General features: G+C 39.5%; 13 protein-coding genes and 1 tRNA gene. 12 read left to right on the top strand and 2 right to left on the bottom strand.

What is annotated here, in order from left to right; translation table 11 throughout:
• Positions 1-14 precede the first annotated feature (14 nt).
• Positions 15-87 (bottom strand) — tRNA-Gln (locus tag LA313_RS08095).
• Positions 88-339: 252 nt separating this feature from the next.
• Here LA313_RS08095 and LA313_RS08090 point away from each other — a divergent pair.
• From LA313_RS08090 to LA313_RS08050, 9 genes are all read left to right on the top strand, one after another.
• The gene (locus LA313_RS08090) at positions 340-3,606 is read left to right on the top strand and encodes a glycosyltransferase family 117 protein (RefSeq protein ID WP_228914175.1); all 3,267 of its coding nucleotides are present in this window, start codon (positions 340-342) and stop codon (positions 3,604-3,606) included.
• 20 nt (positions 3,607-3,626) lie between these two features.
• Positions 3,627-4,268: a polysaccharide deacetylase family protein gene (locus LA313_RS08085; RefSeq protein ID WP_228914174.1), complete on the top strand. Its 642-nt coding sequence runs from the start codon at positions 3,627-3,629 to the stop codon at positions 4,266-4,268.
• A 251-nt stretch (positions 4,269-4,519) separates the two neighbouring features.
• On the top strand, positions 4,520-6,172 hold the full coding sequence (locus LA313_RS08080; RefSeq protein WP_228914173.1) for a S41 family peptidase: 1,653 nt from the start codon (positions 4,520-4,522) through the stop codon (positions 6,170-6,172).
• 259 nt (positions 6,173-6,431) lie between these two features.
• Entirely contained in the window at positions 6,432-6,902 is a 471-nt protein-coding gene (locus LA313_RS08075) for a hypothetical protein (RefSeq protein ID WP_228914172.1), read from the top strand.
• 221 nt (positions 6,903-7,123) lie between these two features.
• On the top strand, positions 7,124-7,279 hold the full coding sequence (locus LA313_RS08070; RefSeq protein WP_228914171.1) for a hypothetical protein: 156 nt from the start codon (positions 7,124-7,126) through the stop codon (positions 7,277-7,279).
• A gap of 141 nt (positions 7,280-7,420) precedes the next feature.
• Entirely contained in the window at positions 7,421-8,170 is a 750-nt protein-coding gene (locus tag LA313_RS08065; protein ID WP_228914170.1) for a DUF6090 family protein, read from the top strand.
• Positions 8,171-8,196: 26 nt separating this feature from the next.
• Complete coding sequence (locus LA313_RS08060) at positions 8,197-9,237, top strand: serine hydrolase domain-containing protein (protein WP_228914169.1); 1,041 nt, start codon at positions 8,197-8,199, stop codon at positions 9,235-9,237.
• Between the two features lie 658 nt (positions 9,238-9,895).
• On the top strand, positions 9,896-10,591 hold the full coding sequence (locus LA313_RS08055) for an SDR family NAD(P)-dependent oxidoreductase (RefSeq protein ID WP_228914168.1): 696 nt from the start codon (positions 9,896-9,898) through the stop codon (positions 10,589-10,591).
• A 184-nt stretch (positions 10,592-10,775) separates the two neighbouring features.
• Entirely contained in the window at positions 10,776-11,102 is a 327-nt protein-coding gene (locus tag LA313_RS08050) for a S41 family peptidase (RefSeq protein WP_228914167.1), read from the top strand.
• A 100-nt stretch (positions 11,103-11,202) separates the two neighbouring features.
• Here LA313_RS08050 and LA313_RS08045 read toward each other — a convergent pair whose 3' ends face one another.
• Positions 11,203-12,615, bottom strand: coding sequence for a glycosyltransferase (locus tag LA313_RS08045; protein WP_228914166.1), 1,413 nt, complete (start codon positions 12,613-12,615; stop codon positions 11,203-11,205).
• Positions 12,616-12,877: 262 nt separating this feature from the next.
• Between LA313_RS08045 and LA313_RS08040 the strand changes: the two genes are divergently transcribed.
• The 3 genes from LA313_RS08040 to LA313_RS08030 all read left to right on the top strand — a co-directional run bounded on the left by LA313_RS08040 (position 12,878) and on the right by LA313_RS08030 (position 15,886).
• Complete coding sequence (locus LA313_RS08040) at positions 12,878-13,456, top strand: Crp/Fnr family transcriptional regulator (protein WP_228914165.1); 579 nt, start codon at positions 12,878-12,880, stop codon at positions 13,454-13,456.
• Between the two features lie 79 nt (positions 13,457-13,535).
• The gene (locus LA313_RS08035) at positions 13,536-14,906 is read left to right on the top strand and encodes a TolC family protein (RefSeq protein ID WP_228914164.1); all 1,371 of its coding nucleotides are present in this window, start codon (positions 13,536-13,538) and stop codon (positions 14,904-14,906) included.
• A 17-nt stretch (positions 14,907-14,923) separates the two neighbouring features.
• Entirely contained in the window at positions 14,924-15,886 is a 963-nt protein-coding gene (locus LA313_RS08030; protein WP_228914163.1) for an HlyD family secretion protein, read from the top strand.
• Positions 15,887-15,890 lie beyond the last annotated feature (4 nt).

The raw sequence follows: 15,890 nt of genomic DNA, 5'->3' as shown, positions 1-15,890 counted from the left end.
TCACATTAACTTTGTTGGCCTACTAGGGCTCGAACCTAGACTCTTCTGGACCAAAACCAGACGTGTTGCCAGTTACACCATAGGCCATTGCTGTAATGCGGATGCAAATTTAAAACAAACTTTGGCTTGTACAAACATTTTTTTCAAATTCTTTTCCCGAAGGCTAAATTTTATTGTTCCGTGGAAATAACATTTTTAAAACCTGTTGTTTACATACCTGTCAATAGATTAAAATTCAATAGTTAGCCGCCCCAATCCAAAATATCTTCTTTTGAAATTCGTTCTTCCTACAGTATTTTAATTATTCTTAAATTCGCCACTGTTCTCAAACTCACAAATATGACAGATTTTAACTTTACCAGGTGGAATAAAATTCTGGGCTGGTTGGTTTTCCTTATAGCACTCGCAACCTTTTGGCTTACTGTAGAACCCACGCTTAGTTTTTGGGATGCAGGAGAATACATTGCCACTTCTTCAAATCTTGAAGTTGGACACCCTCCCGGTGCGCCGCTCTACCAAATGATGGGAGCCTTTTTCTCCATTTTTGCCAGTGAACCTTCACAAGTGGCTTATATGGTGAATCTCATGTCGGTCTTTGCCAGCGCCTTTACCATTCTGTTCATGTTCTGGTCTATTGTCTTACTGGTTTTGAAGATAAGCGGACCTGTGAGCGGGATCTCCGGTGCAAAAAAAGCTGCTGTTCTTGGTAGTGCCGCGGTTGGCTCTCTTGCTTTTACTTTTACAGACAGTTTTTGGTTCAATGCCGGGGAAGCCGAAGTTTATGCCATGGCCACCTTTCTAATGTCTATCCTGTTTTACCTGGGACTGCTTTGGGAAAGGGATATGTTTGAGCCACGGGGGAACCGCTGGGTGATCCTTATCTGTTTTATAATTGGGCTTTCTTTTGGAGTCCATTTTATGGGGCTGCTAACCATCCCTGCCATAGGATTTCTTTACTACTTCAAAAACTTTTCAAAGATCACGGTCAAGAATTTTATTGTTGCAAACCTGGCTGTTGTAGCGGTACTTCTGTTTGTTTTTATGTTCCTATTGCCGGGTTCTTTAAAATTATTTTCGGCTACTGAAATTTTCTTTGTGAACACTCTGGGGCTTCCGTTTAATTCGGGAACAATTTTTACGGGCCTTGTACTTATCGCTGCTTTTTACTTCGGAATCAAATACACGCGGCGCAAACAATACTTTCAGCTAAACACATTACTGCTGTGCATCCTGTTCATCTTCATTGGTTTCTCCTCATGGCTGATGCTTCCTATAAGGGCAAACGCAAACACGGTGATCAATGAAAATAACCCGAACAACGCACGGGAACTACTGGCTTATTACAACAGGGAACAATATCCCGAAACGCATTTGTTCTACGGACCTCAATTTACAGAGATCTACAGCGGCCTTGATGAAAATAATCCTTATGTTGACGACAAACCTAAATATGAGATAGATGAGGCTACAGGCGAATATGTAATTGTTAATGATTACAAAAACGCGAAACAAAATACAGATGATGATCACAAGGCATTCCTGCCGCGTATGTGGAGCACAGAGCATGCTTCAAATTACATGGAGTTTACAGGGCCACTTGATTTCACCATTAAACCCGAATATCAACAAGAGGACCAGCTTATTGCCGCTGTGAATGAATTCAAGCAAAATTTCAATCAGGGGAATGTTGATTATGAACAGTACCATAGCTTTTTAAGCCGCTTTAGGGAATACCTTGATGTTGATAAACCGTCTTTTAGCTCGAATATGAATTACCTGTTCGAGTACCAGATGGGTTATATGTATTGGCGTTATTTCATGTGGAATTTCGCAGGTCGCCAAAACGACGTGCAGGGAAAATATACAGACCAGAATGGAAACTGGCTTAGCGGGATTGACTTCATTGACGAGGCCCGTCTTGGGAACCAGGATCAGCTGCCCCCCGATGCAAAAAACAATCCGGCCAGGAATACCTATTATTTTCTTCCGCTTCTCTTAGGGATAATTGGACTGGTGTTCCAATACAGCAGGGACAAGAAAAACTTTTGGGTACTACTGGTATTCTTTCTCTTTACAGGAATTGCCCTTAAGATCTACCTCAATGAACGGCCTTTTGAACCACGGGAAAGAGATTATGCTTTGGTTGGTTCCTTCTATGTATTTGCCATCTGGATAGGATTTGGGGTTTATGCTCTCTTCGATCTTCTGAAAGATTACCTGAAGCCAAAGATCACTGTTGCCCTTGTGGTGGTTGTTTCTTTACTGGCTGTACCCGGAATTCTGGCCAGTGAGAATTATGATGATCACGACAGATCGAACCGCTACTCTGCCCTGGCAATGGCAAAAATGTACCTGGATAGTCTCGATGAAAACGCAATTCTCTTTACCATTGGGGATAATGACACCTTTGCTTTATGGTATGCGCAGCAAGTGGAAGGCTACCGTACAGATGTGCGTATTGTAAACACCAGCCTCTTTGCGACCGACTGGTATATTGACCAGATGAAGCGCAAAGCCTGGGAAAGTGATCCTATCCCGGGACAGCTACAACATGAGCAGTACAGGTATGGAACAAGAGATGCTGTTTGGTTCCAGCCCATCACGCAGGACACTATGAACATAGAGACCTGGATGAACTGGATCGCCAGCGACGATCCCCGTACTAAAGCCGATTTGATGAGTGGCCAAAGTGTAAGTACCTTCCCTACCAAGCACATAAGGATTCCCGTTAACAAGGAAAATGTGCTGGAAAATGGCATCGTAAAACCTCAGAATGCCGATGAAATTGTTGACGAGATTATAATTGAACTTTCCGGAGACATTCTATACAAGAACAGGCTGTTAATGCTGGATATCATTGCTGGAAATGACTGGGAGAGACCTATTTACTTTACCGGCGGAAGTTTTGGAGACGACGACTACCTGTGGATGAAAGATTACCTGCAGTTGGACGGGGTCGCTTACAAACTGGTGCCGATAGAGACGCCGGTGAATCCACGTAACCCGTTTGATATGGGCCGTATTGATTCAGATAAAATGTATGACATTGTGATGAACTGGTACTGGGGCACTTCGGGAGATCCCGACCTGTATTATGATCCGGAAACGCGTAAGAATGCCATTACCTATCGAAGCAACCTGGCTCGTCTTGCCGAAACCCTTATCAACGAGGGCAAAATGCAGCGGGCAGAAGATGTTATGGACCTCGCAATGGAAAAAATGCCTGTAGACTATTTTGAATACTACACTTTACTGGAACCATTTATCCAGGGATATTATGAGGTGGGAGAAAAGGAAAAAGCCCGTGAACTGTGGCAGGATGTGGCGCAAAAATATCAGGAGAACCTTACCTATTACAGTTCCCTTGAGCTGGACAGACAATTTTCCCGCGGAAATGAAATAGTGACCGACATTGAACGCTACAGGAGCCTGGTAGACCTGTTGATCATAAATGACTCCGAAGAACTCGCAAGAGAAGAGGCAGATAAGTTCAACCAGTACCTTATGCTTTTCCAGCATTTCTACGGAAGCCCTGAAGTGGCGCCCGAAGAAGTACCGACTGATGGAGCAGACCTGCTCCCTACCGAAATAAGGGATTCGCTGTAAAAAGAGGGGCACAAGGAGACATGAGAGAGCGCATACCCAGGATCATAAAATGGATCTATCCACAGAGGATATGGGAGGGTCCTGAGGACGAAAAGGCCCTCTACCTCACCTTTGACGATGGTCCTGTTCCGGGCGTGACTCCTTGGGTCCTGGAACAGTTAAAAGCTTACGATGCCAAAGCCAGCTTTTTTTGTATTGGTGAAAATGTAGAAAAACATCCGGAAGTCTTCCGGCAGGTTATCGATGCAGGTCACGTGGTAGGCAATCACACCTACAACCACCTTAATGGCTGGAAAACTCCGGTAGAAGAATACATTCAGAATACCATAAAAGCCCGGGAGGTTATTGATCAAAATCTTCCGCAGGGAAAAGACATTCAAGATCCCCTTTTTCGCCCCCCTTACGGAAAGATAAGAAATGTACAGGCAAAAAGACTTCAGAAACTGGGTTTCAGGATCGTAATGTGGAGTATAGTGAGCATGGATTATGACCTGCGCATTTCTCCTGAAAAGTGCCTTGAAAATGTACTGAAGAATGCAGGTCCCGGCAGCATCATTGTTTTTCACGACAGCCATAAAGCCGAAAAAAACTTAAAGCAGGTACTACCCCAGGTGCTGGAGCACTATAAAAATGCAGGTTACAATTTTAAAGCATTGATTTAAAGCAAAAGGCCTGTCAAAAATGGCCTTTTTGAGAGATAATTTCCTACATTTATTTCCCTAATAAAGATCCGTTTTACCAGAAAGTGAAATCTTCCCTACACACCACTTTCATTAAGCGGCGATGTATCAACTATTTAAACCTGAATCGAGATTGCAATCTCCTTTCAAAATATTCCATACAATCTTTTTTTTTCTAAACCACCAGAGCCATTGAATTATTCTCCAAATAAATTAATAGAACAATTTTTATTATGAAAAGACATATTGGAATTGCCTTTTTTCTTTTTCTGTTAGTATTCCCCTTAGGAGCTACCTGCAAAGAACAAGATCTTCCCGAAACAGATAAATTAGCCGCTACAGCTAAAATTTGGGGCTTTCTTAAATATTATCATCCCGAAGTAGCAAATGGATCTTTTGACTGGGATAAACAATTACTCGAAAAATTAGCAGGGATTGAAACAATTGAAAATAAAAAAGAACTTTCGGTATTCTTTTTAAAGTGGATTGAAGAACTGGGTGAAGTTCCCGAGCTGGATTTTCCCCCTGAAGAGTCTTCAGAGAATTTATTCAATAAGAATTTTGATCTTTCCTGGATTGAATCCGGGATGTTCAGCAAAAAGCTTGAAAAGAAGCTTAGATCCATTGAGCAAAACCGCTATAAGGGAAACCACTATTATGTCCAGCCTGCCGAACAGGTAGGCAATGCCATCTTCACTAATGAAAAAGAATACAAATCTTTTAGCTGGGACCAGAAGAACCTAAGACTTCTGGCCTTATTCAGGTATTGGAACCAGGTGGAGTATTTTTTTCCTTACAAATATCAAATGGATGAAAATTGGGATCAGGTACTCAAAGAAATGTTACCGCTCTTTTTAACTCCTGCTTCTGAAATGGATTATCAACTGGCAATGTTGGCGACAGTCGCTAAGCTTGATGATGCACACGCTTATTTGATCACCCCCGAGCTAAATAAGCGTCTTGGATTTTACTGGGCTCCCGTTGAGCTAAATATGATAGACAAACAACCTGTAGTAACTCATTTTATGGACAAGATCTATGCTGAGAAAGACGACTGGAAATTAGGTGACATAGTTTTAGCAGTAAATGGTGTGCCGGTCTCTGACATCCTTGAAAAGGAGAAAAGATTTTTAACAGGATCAAACTATAGATCAAAACATAGAGATATCCATATTCCTCTACTTAATGGCAACACAGATTCCGTAGAAGTACTTATCTCAAGAAACGGTGAAGAGCTTAAGAAAAAGATAACACGTTATTACAGAAGGGAATTTAGGCCAGATATTTCTAATCAACCCTGGAAGTTTCTGGACAGTAATATTGGTTATGTAGATCTGGGGCTACTCGAAAGAGAGGATGTGCCTAGAATGTATGAAGAATTTAAAGATGCAAGGGGAATTATTATCGATGCAAGAGCGTATCCCAGAGGAACATGGTATGCACTTGCAAATTACCTCCAAAAAGAAGATTACGGAATTGCCAAATCCCTTGTTCCAGTGGTAGATTACCCTGGTAAATTCAGGTTTACAGAAACCTTAGTTATTCCCCACGATAATCCCGATGTGTACGAGGGGAAAGTAGTTCTCCTAATGGATGAATATACCCAAAGCCAGGGAGAATATACCATTATGGCACTGCAAAACGCACCAAATGTCACTACTATTGGAAGACCTACAGCAGGAGCTAATGGTAATTTTAGTGATATCTCCTTTGTTGGAGGTTATACTACGGGAATGTCTGGTATAGGGGTTTTTTATCCAGATGGTAGAGAAACCCAAAGGGTTGGCATATCTCCGGATATTAAAGTAGAGCGAAACATTTTGAGCATCAAGAAGGGAGAGGATGAAATTTTAAATAAAGCCCTTGATTTTTTGAAGCAGGACTAAAACCGGACAGTTATTTAATTTCGAACAGTTTCTAATAAGAAGAATGTTTCCATAAAAAATCAATGTTATCTTATAGTACCTAATCAAAAGCGGGGTTTCCACCGGGAACGCTAAAATGTCCTACGGACTCAAACGAATTGTTGAAAAGCTTGCGCACTCAAACTGCTTTTGTACGAGACGTTCTGGTGCACTGGAAAAATGAGAATGCCCGGGATCATAGAAATGCTATATTAGCTCTTGAACTGAATAAAACATATCGATGAAAATCATTGAAAAATTACTTAATTCCAGCCGAATAAAATATCCATCTAATTTGAAGGGAGAAACACTAAAGCAAAGAATTGAAGATATCTTTCAGAAATGCAATTCAGGTTTTGTTGGGAAATTTATAAGTCAGGATGAGTTTGAAGCTTATGACAAATGGACCTATATTACGTGGTATATTCCAAATTTTAAAAGGAAAACCGCCTATTTAAAAGGTAAAATAATCAGTTCAGGAAAAGGCACATCTATAATGCTAGACACAAGACCAAATCCTGTCATTTCTATTCTTCCTGTTCTTACTGTATTAGTTGGAATTATTACCATACTAGCAGCAAAGTCATATCATGAAGACAATAAGACTTTCATTATTGGACTGATTATCATTGCAGTTGGAATTTTATTTTATCTGTTGGGAATGTTTTTTCAATATCGACTGCGTAACAATTTTAAAAAAGCTTTTGATTAATAAAAGGTTTAAATAGCAAGAATAGTTTTCTAAAAACTTAGAACTGATGAAGATAAATAAAACAGGATTCTACATTTTAAATGTGATATTATTCTCAGCCATAATATTCGCACAATATGAATGGATTGAACCACGTACTGTAATTAATGTTTTTATAGTACCTGCTTTTATTATTTCAGCATCCCTGACTTATAGAGTAAAAAATAAAAAACCACTCAAGAATGAATAAGGTTAGAATAATAGGCCTAATGATTCTCCTGTTAGGAATAGGAGCACACTATTTACTGGACACAATAATCCACGGCTTTTGGATTGGAGCCAGCATGGGGCTGGGAATTGGACTTCTTGTGATTGGCAAAGTTAAAAAGGTTTGGTGATCGACGTTAGAACGTTGAAAAATTCAGATTAAATTTAATTTCCATGATTCAGCAACTCGCATATTTTTATTCGCAATTGTGCATAACAATGTCTACAAGCTAATTAATTTAAAATCATATATTTAGAGAAAGAATTCTCTAATGATCAATTTCTTCAGGAAGATCCGCCGGGGATTATTATCGGAAAATAAATTCAGCAAGTATCTTCTTTATGCAATTGAAGAAATAATTTTGGTTGTAATTGGGATATTGATTGCTCTACAAATAAACAACTGGAATGAAAACAGAAAAGATACAATTCAGGAAAAAGTAGTTCTCAAAAATCTATTAGAAAATTTAGACCTGGCACGATCTCAATCTGTATCATTAATTTCCAACGAAGATACTTTAAAAAAAAGACTCATCAGGATTCTCGGAATTGGATCAGACCCAACTAAAATTGTGTTAATCCCCGACTCAATTTTTAAAAGGGCCGTCTGGGATTTAGAAAGTGACAAGCCAACATTTAACGCTTACGACAATTTAAAAAACACTGATAAATTAAGCCTGATCAAAAATAAAAGCATCAGTGAAAAATTTACAGAATTAGAATTCCGGTTAAATAAACTTAATGATATCCTCGAGGATAGATTAAGCGTCCATCAAATACGAATTGATGATATTCTGGAGAAGGAAATAAATTTTGTCCCTCTGGTAAAATCTAATGTTCCTGAAATTAACATACAAAATGAAGAAGAAAACGATTATAACCGAGTGTTAACTGATGGTAGAATAAGAAATCTTCTGGGAATGAAATTAACCTTTACTCAGGACGTGATAGACCGAAGAAAAGATCTTGATAGAGAGATCAACGAGTTGATAATGTTATTGCAACACGAACTAAAGCAATAAAAAATTAAAAGAACATTAGGTGAAAAATGACCAGGCAACAAACTAAACTCATAATCACAACAACATTAATTGTTGGCACCGTGATCTCCCTCTTTTTCGTTCCATGGATTGTATTAAAGGCATGGATATTACCGTTACCCGACACGGTAGAAGAACAGGTAGAAGAGATAACAAATTATGGATTTGATGGAGTAATTGTCTATATAAACCAGGAAGGTCAAAAGCCAGAATTTTACGCAGCAGGATGGAAAGATAAGGAACGTAAAATACCCGCAAGCTCATCTTCATTATTTAAAATAGCCAGCATTGGTAAATTATATGATGCTGTTGCTATTGCAAAACTAGTCAACGATAAGCATTTGTCTTTAAGCAAAACTGTTGCTGATTACTTTCCTGAACTTGTAGGGCGAATAGAAAATGCAGAAAGAATTACCCTGGAAATGATGGTAAAGCACAGAAGTGGCATTCCCAATTTAACCGACACACCGGATTTCTGGATCAATCTACCAAAAAGTAGTGAAGAAGCACTGGAAAGAGTATTGGATTTGCAGGCAAATTTCGAACCCGGTGAAAAATATGAATATTCAAATACTAACTATCTATTGATTACTGAACTTATTGAAAAGGTTACTGGCAGGAGCAAATTTCAATATATAGAAGATGAAATTCTGTTACCCCTTGAACTGAAGAACACATATGCTTCAATTCATGATGTCAATTTAGATGACGTAATGAGTGGTTATTACGTGGGAGTCGAGGAAGATATTAAAACAACCGACTATGGATCTATGTTGGCAACCGCCGAAGATGTTGGCATTTTCTTAAGGGCATTGAACGATGGCTCCTTATTTGAAGGGGAGGAACAGATGATCTATTCTTCTATTTACGGGTATGACCATACCGGGTTAATTCCCGGCTTTCAAAGTATTGCCAGGTATCATAAAGACATTGATGCTGTGGTAATCCAGTTTACAAATACCACAGATTTTGATGGATACAAATGGAATTTATCAGAAATTTTCTATAACCGTATTGTCAAAATATTGCGGAAGGGAAAAAACACATGACATAGGGTAAACAATAATGCGCTCTATCGAGATAAAAATAAATTCCAAGGCTGGAGCCTGCTAAAAATTGCATCAGGTTGATATTTAAAAGGATAATTTCCTAAATTTATTTCCATAAGATAAACCCGTTATGCCGGAAAGTGATATCTTCCCTACAGCCCACTTTCATTATCCGGAAACATTGCAATGCCTCCGAAAATGAACAAGGAATAATTACTCCCTGTGGGAACACTTTTCGATAAAAAAACAATAACCTCAGCCGGATAATCCTCTACAAACATTTAAAAATATGAATAAAAGTACCTTCGAAAATTTAATGATTCTTGCTATCGCTTTAATTCTTCTAATCGTGAGTTTTCTTGGGAAAGAAGAATATAGCCCAATCGGTTTGATCCCGCTTATACTATTATTCTTAAGCGGAAAATTATACTATAAAAAATCCTAGCAACAACAGGCCGGGAAACCATGCAGGGTCAACAGAGAGAACAAAGTATCTCAATAAGGTATATTATTTTTTTGGAAGGTAATGGACCTGAAGTCCTTGCAAACATACTTTTTAAACAATATCTTCCTAAGCAGTTTCAGGAAAAGACAGTATTTTAGAATATTAATAGCCGAAAGGACCAGTCTAAATCATTTTAGTGTAAAACAAAAAGAAATGAGAAATTATGTAATTATTGGTGGCTCTTCAGGTATTGGTAAAGAGATAGTTACTATACTTGAAAAACAAGGAGCTAATATTGTGGCGACCTACAATAATAATATTCTCCAGGACAGACAAAATGTAAGGTATTTCAAATTGGATGTTCTATCCGAAACCTTGAATACTGAGGATCTCCCTGAAGAAATTCACGGTCTTGCATATTGTCCCGGTAGTATTAATTTAAAACCTTTCCACCGTTTTAAAGAAGAAGACTTCATTCAAGATTTTAAATTACAGGTTTTAGGTGCAACTAAAATTATTCAACAGCTTTTACCAATGATGAAAAAAAGCCATGATTCTTCAATTGTGCTATTTTCAACAGTTGCTGTTCAAACCGGTTTTAACTTTCATTCACAAGTTGCCATGTCTAAAGGTGCGATTGAAGGATTGACCAGATCCCTTGCAGCAGAATTATCTCCAGGCATTAGAGTAAATGCAGTAGCCCCTTCCCTCACCAATACGAATCTCGCCAGTAAATTTTTAAATACCCAGGAGAAAGTGGAGGCGCAATCTCAAAAGAATCCGTTAAAGAAAATAGGCAAACCAAAAGATATTGCAGAAGCTGCTGTCTTCTTACTAACTCCGGGATCATCCTGGATAACCGGTCAAATTATCCACGTAGATGGTGGCTTTTCTACAATAAAACAATAGCATCCAAATATTCAAGATCCAATTATACAATATTTAGCGAGAGGATCGTCGATCAAAAATATCTTATAAAACTTTAGTCACCGCAGATTTTAAACAAGGTAATTACATCCTCAAGGTAAAAGGTGAAGAAGTAATTTCAAATGACAATCTTTTCCGCTTTTTTGAGAACACAGCGGGAAAACTGGTGAACCTTACCGTAAGCTCTTCCCCTTCTCTTAATAACTCCAGAACAGAGAAAGTAACTCCCATAGAAACAGAATGGGCACTTAGGAACCGTGACTGGATAGAAGGGAATATTAAAAAAATGGACGAGGCGACTAACGGCCAGGTGGCCTATGTTTATGTGTCGAATACAGCTTACCAGGGTCATGAAAACTTCAAGCGTTATTTCTTTCCTCAAGCCAATAAAAAGGCTTTGATCATAGACGAAAGGTTTAACCATGCCAGCCAGCTGACACATTATTTTATTGATCTTATAAAAAGACCTCATCAGGCGAGCTGGAGCTGGTAAAGCGGCCTCCATATCCTGTAAAGACTAAAAATTAAAAATTTAAGAGGCGTCTAAAAAAAATTTAGACGCCTCTTTTTAATCTTTAAAGGTTTTCAGGAATTTAACCCCGGGTTAGCCATCCCCTTTTACTTGCCGTGGCAATTGCATAAGGAGTGATCCAGAATAGCCCGAAAGTGTACAGAATACTGTATGAATATGCCCAGAATGACTCAGATAACTTGTACTTCTTCGCATAGAACAGCACCGGGAAACTGGACCAGATCAATATGCTAAAAAGGGTTGAGCTTATGAACAGCACCGGTTCAATTGAAAGAAAGAAAAGCATCAAAAGAATGGAAGGATAAGTCAACACTAACTTTAGTACCTGGTTGATGAACAGGATACGGGATCCTGTTTTAGAGCCTTCCCGGAAATCGGTGAACACATATTTTGCCATGGCAATATTCTCCCGTACGTTGCTCCTTCCCCATCTTATGAACATCTTGTAAAGTCCGGAATACTTTTCGGGAACATTTGTATAGGCGAAAGCATTTCGCTGGAAGAGGACATGGTAACCCTGCTTAAGGATCATATTGGTCATTGCCCTGTCTTCCCCGATATCTGAAGCCTGCCCCATAAAGGTTTGGTTGATCCACTCATCAAGGCAACCGAAAACAGCTTCCCTTCTGTATGCAGCCAATGCGCCGGGAGTACATAACACAGACTCCAGACTACTTTCGGCAGAACGTACGAATTCAAAACTCAGCACAAAACTTACGTCGAGCATTTTTGGCAACAAAGCTTTCTGCCCGTTGTTAAGAACCCGAATGTTCCCTGCAACCGCACCACATTTTTCGTTCACCACAAAAGGGCTTACCAGGTTGCGCAGCGTGTCACCGGTAACTTCAGAATCACTATCCACGGTGATAAAGATCTCTCCGGTCCCTAAGTTAAAGCCACGGTAGAGAGCATGACGTTTCCCCTGGTTTACGGGTTGCTGGTAAATACTTAGACGATCTCCAAGTACTTCTTTAGCTTTTTGCATCCAGCTCCAGGTATCATCTTTACTACCATCATCAATGGCCAGTAATTGAAGTTTATCTGCAGGATAATCACTTTTTGCCAAACTCATTAAAGTGGCCCAAACCTGTTTTCCTTCATTATAAGCGGGCACAATCACCGTGCAGGTAGGCAGATGATCATTTGCAACCGTATCAACCGGTTTGTAACGAAAATACAGGTAAAGATTATATAAGAAGAATCCTGCCCTAAACAGAAAAAGTCCACCCGCAATTATAAAAAGGACCATGCCCCATTGGGAATCCATACCCTTTAAATTGAAGCGGGTAAAATCATTTTGTAAAGCATATACCAAATAAGCGGCACTCATAAGCAGCACAAGACTGCTTGCCCTCACAATTATTCCCTTAATATGCCTTGGTTTTCGTTCTTGTTCTACAAAGTTTTCTGTATTCTTATTTTCTTCGGCTGCAGTTAATTCCAGGGGAGCTGGATTAAAATTATTTTTATTCATTCTTTTCTTACTAATTTTTAAAAACGCTAATGGAATTTTGATGGTCCCATGAGGTAGAAGCAATTCACATACCAATTGCCAGCACACTAAAAATCATGGAATATTATATAGAATCCCCGAAGTATTGGGGATTTTTTCTACAGGTGATAGGTCAACTACCCAACTCGATCAACATAAATTTAGATTAAGGCAGTCTTAAGATCCTTTACTTTCTTTTCAAATAAATACCTTTGTAAAAATTCTTAAAAGACCGGGCAAAAATATGAATCTTTCTGATTTTCTTAAGCAATTTGTTTCTTTTCCTCCGGAAGAATTAGAGGATATTATTTCACATTTTGAAAAAGAAATTGTTCAGAAAAATAAGACACTGGTAACCCAGGGACAGGTTTGCAATAAATTGTACTTTATAGAAGAAGGTGTTGGCAGGAGTTATTACCTTAAGGAAGACGGGAAGGAGATCACACAGTGGTTCTTTATTGAAGGTAAATTCATGTCCAGTATCGAAAGCTTTTTTCAGCAGGTCCCAAGTCTGTATTACCTCGAAATGCTTGAGGACTCCACCATTTACAGCATTACCCGTGAAAAATTAGATGCCCTTTTTGCCAAATACCACGATATGGAAAAATTTGGACGGTTGCTTTCTACCGAGATGCTCACAAGGGTAGTCAATAAATTAAATGCCCTCCAGTTCCAGACTGCCAGAGAGCGGTATGATTACATGCTCACTGAATTTCCCAATATCTCCAACAGAGTTTCTTTAGGTCATATCGCTTCTTACCTGGGGATGACCCAGGAAACACTGAGTCGCATTCGTCGGAATGACTCCCCAAAAAGACCCTAATTTTTACTTTTTGACATAGGTCAAAGGATACAGCCTGCTTAGTGAGGAAATTTGCACTGCTTTAATAAAAACAGCTGCAATGAAAATAAACCTCTTAAGAATAAGCTTTTTTTGCCTGCTAATGGCTCTGTTCCCGACAAGTTCGATGGCACAGCAATTAGATCCCGCACTTAAGGTCCTTATCGAAAAAGGACTTGAAAAAAGTCACTCCGTGAATGTCTATGACCTGGATGCCGAGAAGGCCCGGGTGGATCAAAAACTGGCTAAATCGGTATTTCTTCCCAAAGTTACCCTCAATGGGAGCTACACGAGATTAAATGATGATATTACTTTTGACGAAGACACACAAAGTCTTTTAATGTCCACTCAAAAGCTTCTTATAAAAGAAGCTGCTGGTATTCCATTTAATTCCCCTTTTCCTGAAAATATTCCTCTACAGCAGGCAGACAACCTGCAGGATAAGAATATTTTGAAATCTTCGGTAGATGTAGATTGGGTACTGTTTAGCGGCTTTGAAGCCACTAATGCCCTCAAAGCCGGAAAACATAAAGAAGCTTCTGTTAAATACGCCGGGATGGCGGAAAAAGACAGGATCGCCTTAAAAATCATTGAAACCTATGATCAACTTGCTCTCGTAAATGCTTCAGAACAGGTACTTTCCGCCTCTGCCGATTACCTGGAAGAGCAGGAATACTATGTTAGAAAAGCTATTGAGAATGGCCTCGCCACACCCATCAGCAGAAAGAAGATCGAGCTTGCCCAGCAACAACTGGCGGGGAAACAACTAGAATTCAGCCAGAATAAAACTTTGTTGATTGAAGTTTTACATCAGCTAACAGGTGAGGACAAAGAACAATTAAAAGCCCTTCAGCCTGAACTGAACTCTGTAATGCCCGACAATCTAATGGCCGCCGAGAAACGAAATGAAATCAAAGCTTTGGAGGAAGCAGAAAAAGCTACCGACTATAAAGCTAAAATGGAAAAAAGCCATTTTATTCCAAAAATAGCTCTTAAAGGACACTACGAATTTCTGGAAGACGATCTCTCTCTTTTAGATCCCCAATGGTTTGTAGGTGTGGGCGTGCGCTGGAACATTTTTGACGGGAACGAATCCAGGCTACAAAGCCTCAAATCAAAACTTGAAAGCAGGAAATACCGGGAACAGATCGAAGAAGCCGAAGAAATGATCGCTCTAAGCAGCATAAAAGCAGAGCTTTCATATAAGTCTTCACTACAAAATACACAGATCGCAAAGAAAGAGATCGAATTGGCCGAAGCCACTTATGAAATGCTTGATAAGCAATACAAGAATGATTTGGCTTCTATAAACGAGGTACTTGACGCTCTAAAAGATCTTGAACAGGCAAAATTTCAACTGCAGCAGTCCTACTTCGAACAACGAAGAGCTACCACGGCACTGCTACATGCAAAAGGACTACTTAATTATTAAACTATTAATTTAAAAATATGACAGCAATAAAGAAAATTGGACTCGGCCTTATCACGCTATTCACCTTGGGTTCATGCAATAATGAAGAGGAAATAACCCCTTTTAGAGGGAAAGTAAAATTTGAGACCATTTCTGTAAGCAGCAAACTCGCAGGAAGAGTAAAACAATTATATGTGGAGGAAGGACAGGAAGTAAAAAAAGGAGATACCCTCGCTCACCTCGATATTCCCGAGATCAATGCCAAAATGATCCAGGCAGAAGGCGCCGTTACAGCTGCACAAGGTCAGTTGAACATGGCTTATAATGGAGCTACCACAGAACAATTGATTCAGATCGACGGGAAACTGGAAGCAGCGAAAGCGCAGATGGAATTTGCACAGGAATCTTACAATCGACTGGATAATATGTACAAAGATTCTCTCGTATCACGCCAGCAACTGGACGAGGTAAAGATGAAATTAAATATGGCCAAAGCCCAGGTCTCGGCTATTGAAGCAAAGCGCCGGGAAGCAAAGAACAGTGTAAGGTCAGAGCAGATCGACCAGGCAAAAGGCCAGTTAGACCGTGCACAGGGTGCCAAAGAAGAAGTTCTTACCGCCTCCAATGAGATCTACCTATTGGCTCCTGCAGATATGACTATTGAGACCATAAGCCTTGAAGAAGGAGAATTGCTTTCTCCCGGGTATGCACTTTTTAACGGATATAAAAAGAGCAGCCTTTACTTCAGGTTTACAATTAACGAATCGAATATATATGATTTTAAAGAAGGGGATGAATTGATAATGGTCAATCCTTATACTGAAGAAGAGGTCAAAGGAAATATTCTGGCCATTAAGCAGCTTGCTCATTATGCAGACATCACCACTACAGCCCCGCTGTATGACCTGTCGGAATCTGTTTATGAGCTAAAGGTGGTCCCAACTTCCGATATTTCCCAGCGCACCTTCTATACCAATGCAACCATACTTCTTAAAAAGTAACAGG

The sequence above is a fragment of the Salinimicrobium sediminilitoris genome (assembly GCF_020866905.1).
Taxonomy (GTDB): domain Bacteria; phylum Bacteroidota; class Bacteroidia; order Flavobacteriales; family Flavobacteriaceae; genus Salinimicrobium; species Salinimicrobium sediminilitoris.
Note: the sequence above shows the minus strand (reverse complement) of the source record. Positions and strands in the feature narration are given on the sequence as shown.

Coding starts and splice junctions, on each gene's coding strand:
- LA313_RS08085 (WP_228914174.1), top strand. CDS start 3,627: ATGAGAGAGCGCATACCCAGGATCATAAAATGGATCTATCCACAGAGG.
- LA313_RS08030 (WP_228914163.1), top strand. CDS start 14,924: ATGACAGCAATAAAGAAAATTGGACTCGGCCTTATCACGCTATTCACC.
- LA313_RS08090 (WP_228914175.1), top strand. CDS start 340: ATGACAGATTTTAACTTTACCAGGTGGAATAAAATTCTGGGCTGGTTG.
- LA313_RS08065 (WP_228914170.1), top strand. CDS start 7,421: ATGATCAATTTCTTCAGGAAGATCCGCCGGGGATTATTATCGGAAAAT.
- LA313_RS08080 (WP_228914173.1), top strand. CDS start 4,520: ATGAAAAGACATATTGGAATTGCCTTTTTTCTTTTTCTGTTAGTATTC.
- LA313_RS08035 (WP_228914164.1), top strand. CDS start 13,536: ATGAAAATAAACCTCTTAAGAATAAGCTTTTTTTGCCTGCTAATGGCT.
- LA313_RS08040 (WP_228914165.1), top strand. CDS start 12,878: ATGAATCTTTCTGATTTTCTTAAGCAATTTGTTTCTTTTCCTCCGGAA.
- LA313_RS08075 (WP_228914172.1), top strand. CDS start 6,432: ATGAAAATCATTGAAAAATTACTTAATTCCAGCCGAATAAAATATCCA.
- LA313_RS08045 (WP_228914166.1), bottom strand. CDS start 12,615: ATGAATAAAAATAATTTTAATCCAGCTCCCCTGGAATTAACTGCAGCC.
- LA313_RS08070 (WP_228914171.1), top strand. CDS start 7,124: ATGAATAAGGTTAGAATAATAGGCCTAATGATTCTCCTGTTAGGAATA.
- LA313_RS08055 (WP_228914168.1), top strand. CDS start 9,896: ATGAGAAATTATGTAATTATTGGTGGCTCTTCAGGTATTGGTAAAGAG.
- LA313_RS08060 (WP_228914169.1), top strand. CDS start 8,197: ATGACCAGGCAACAAACTAAACTCATAATCACAACAACATTAATTGTT.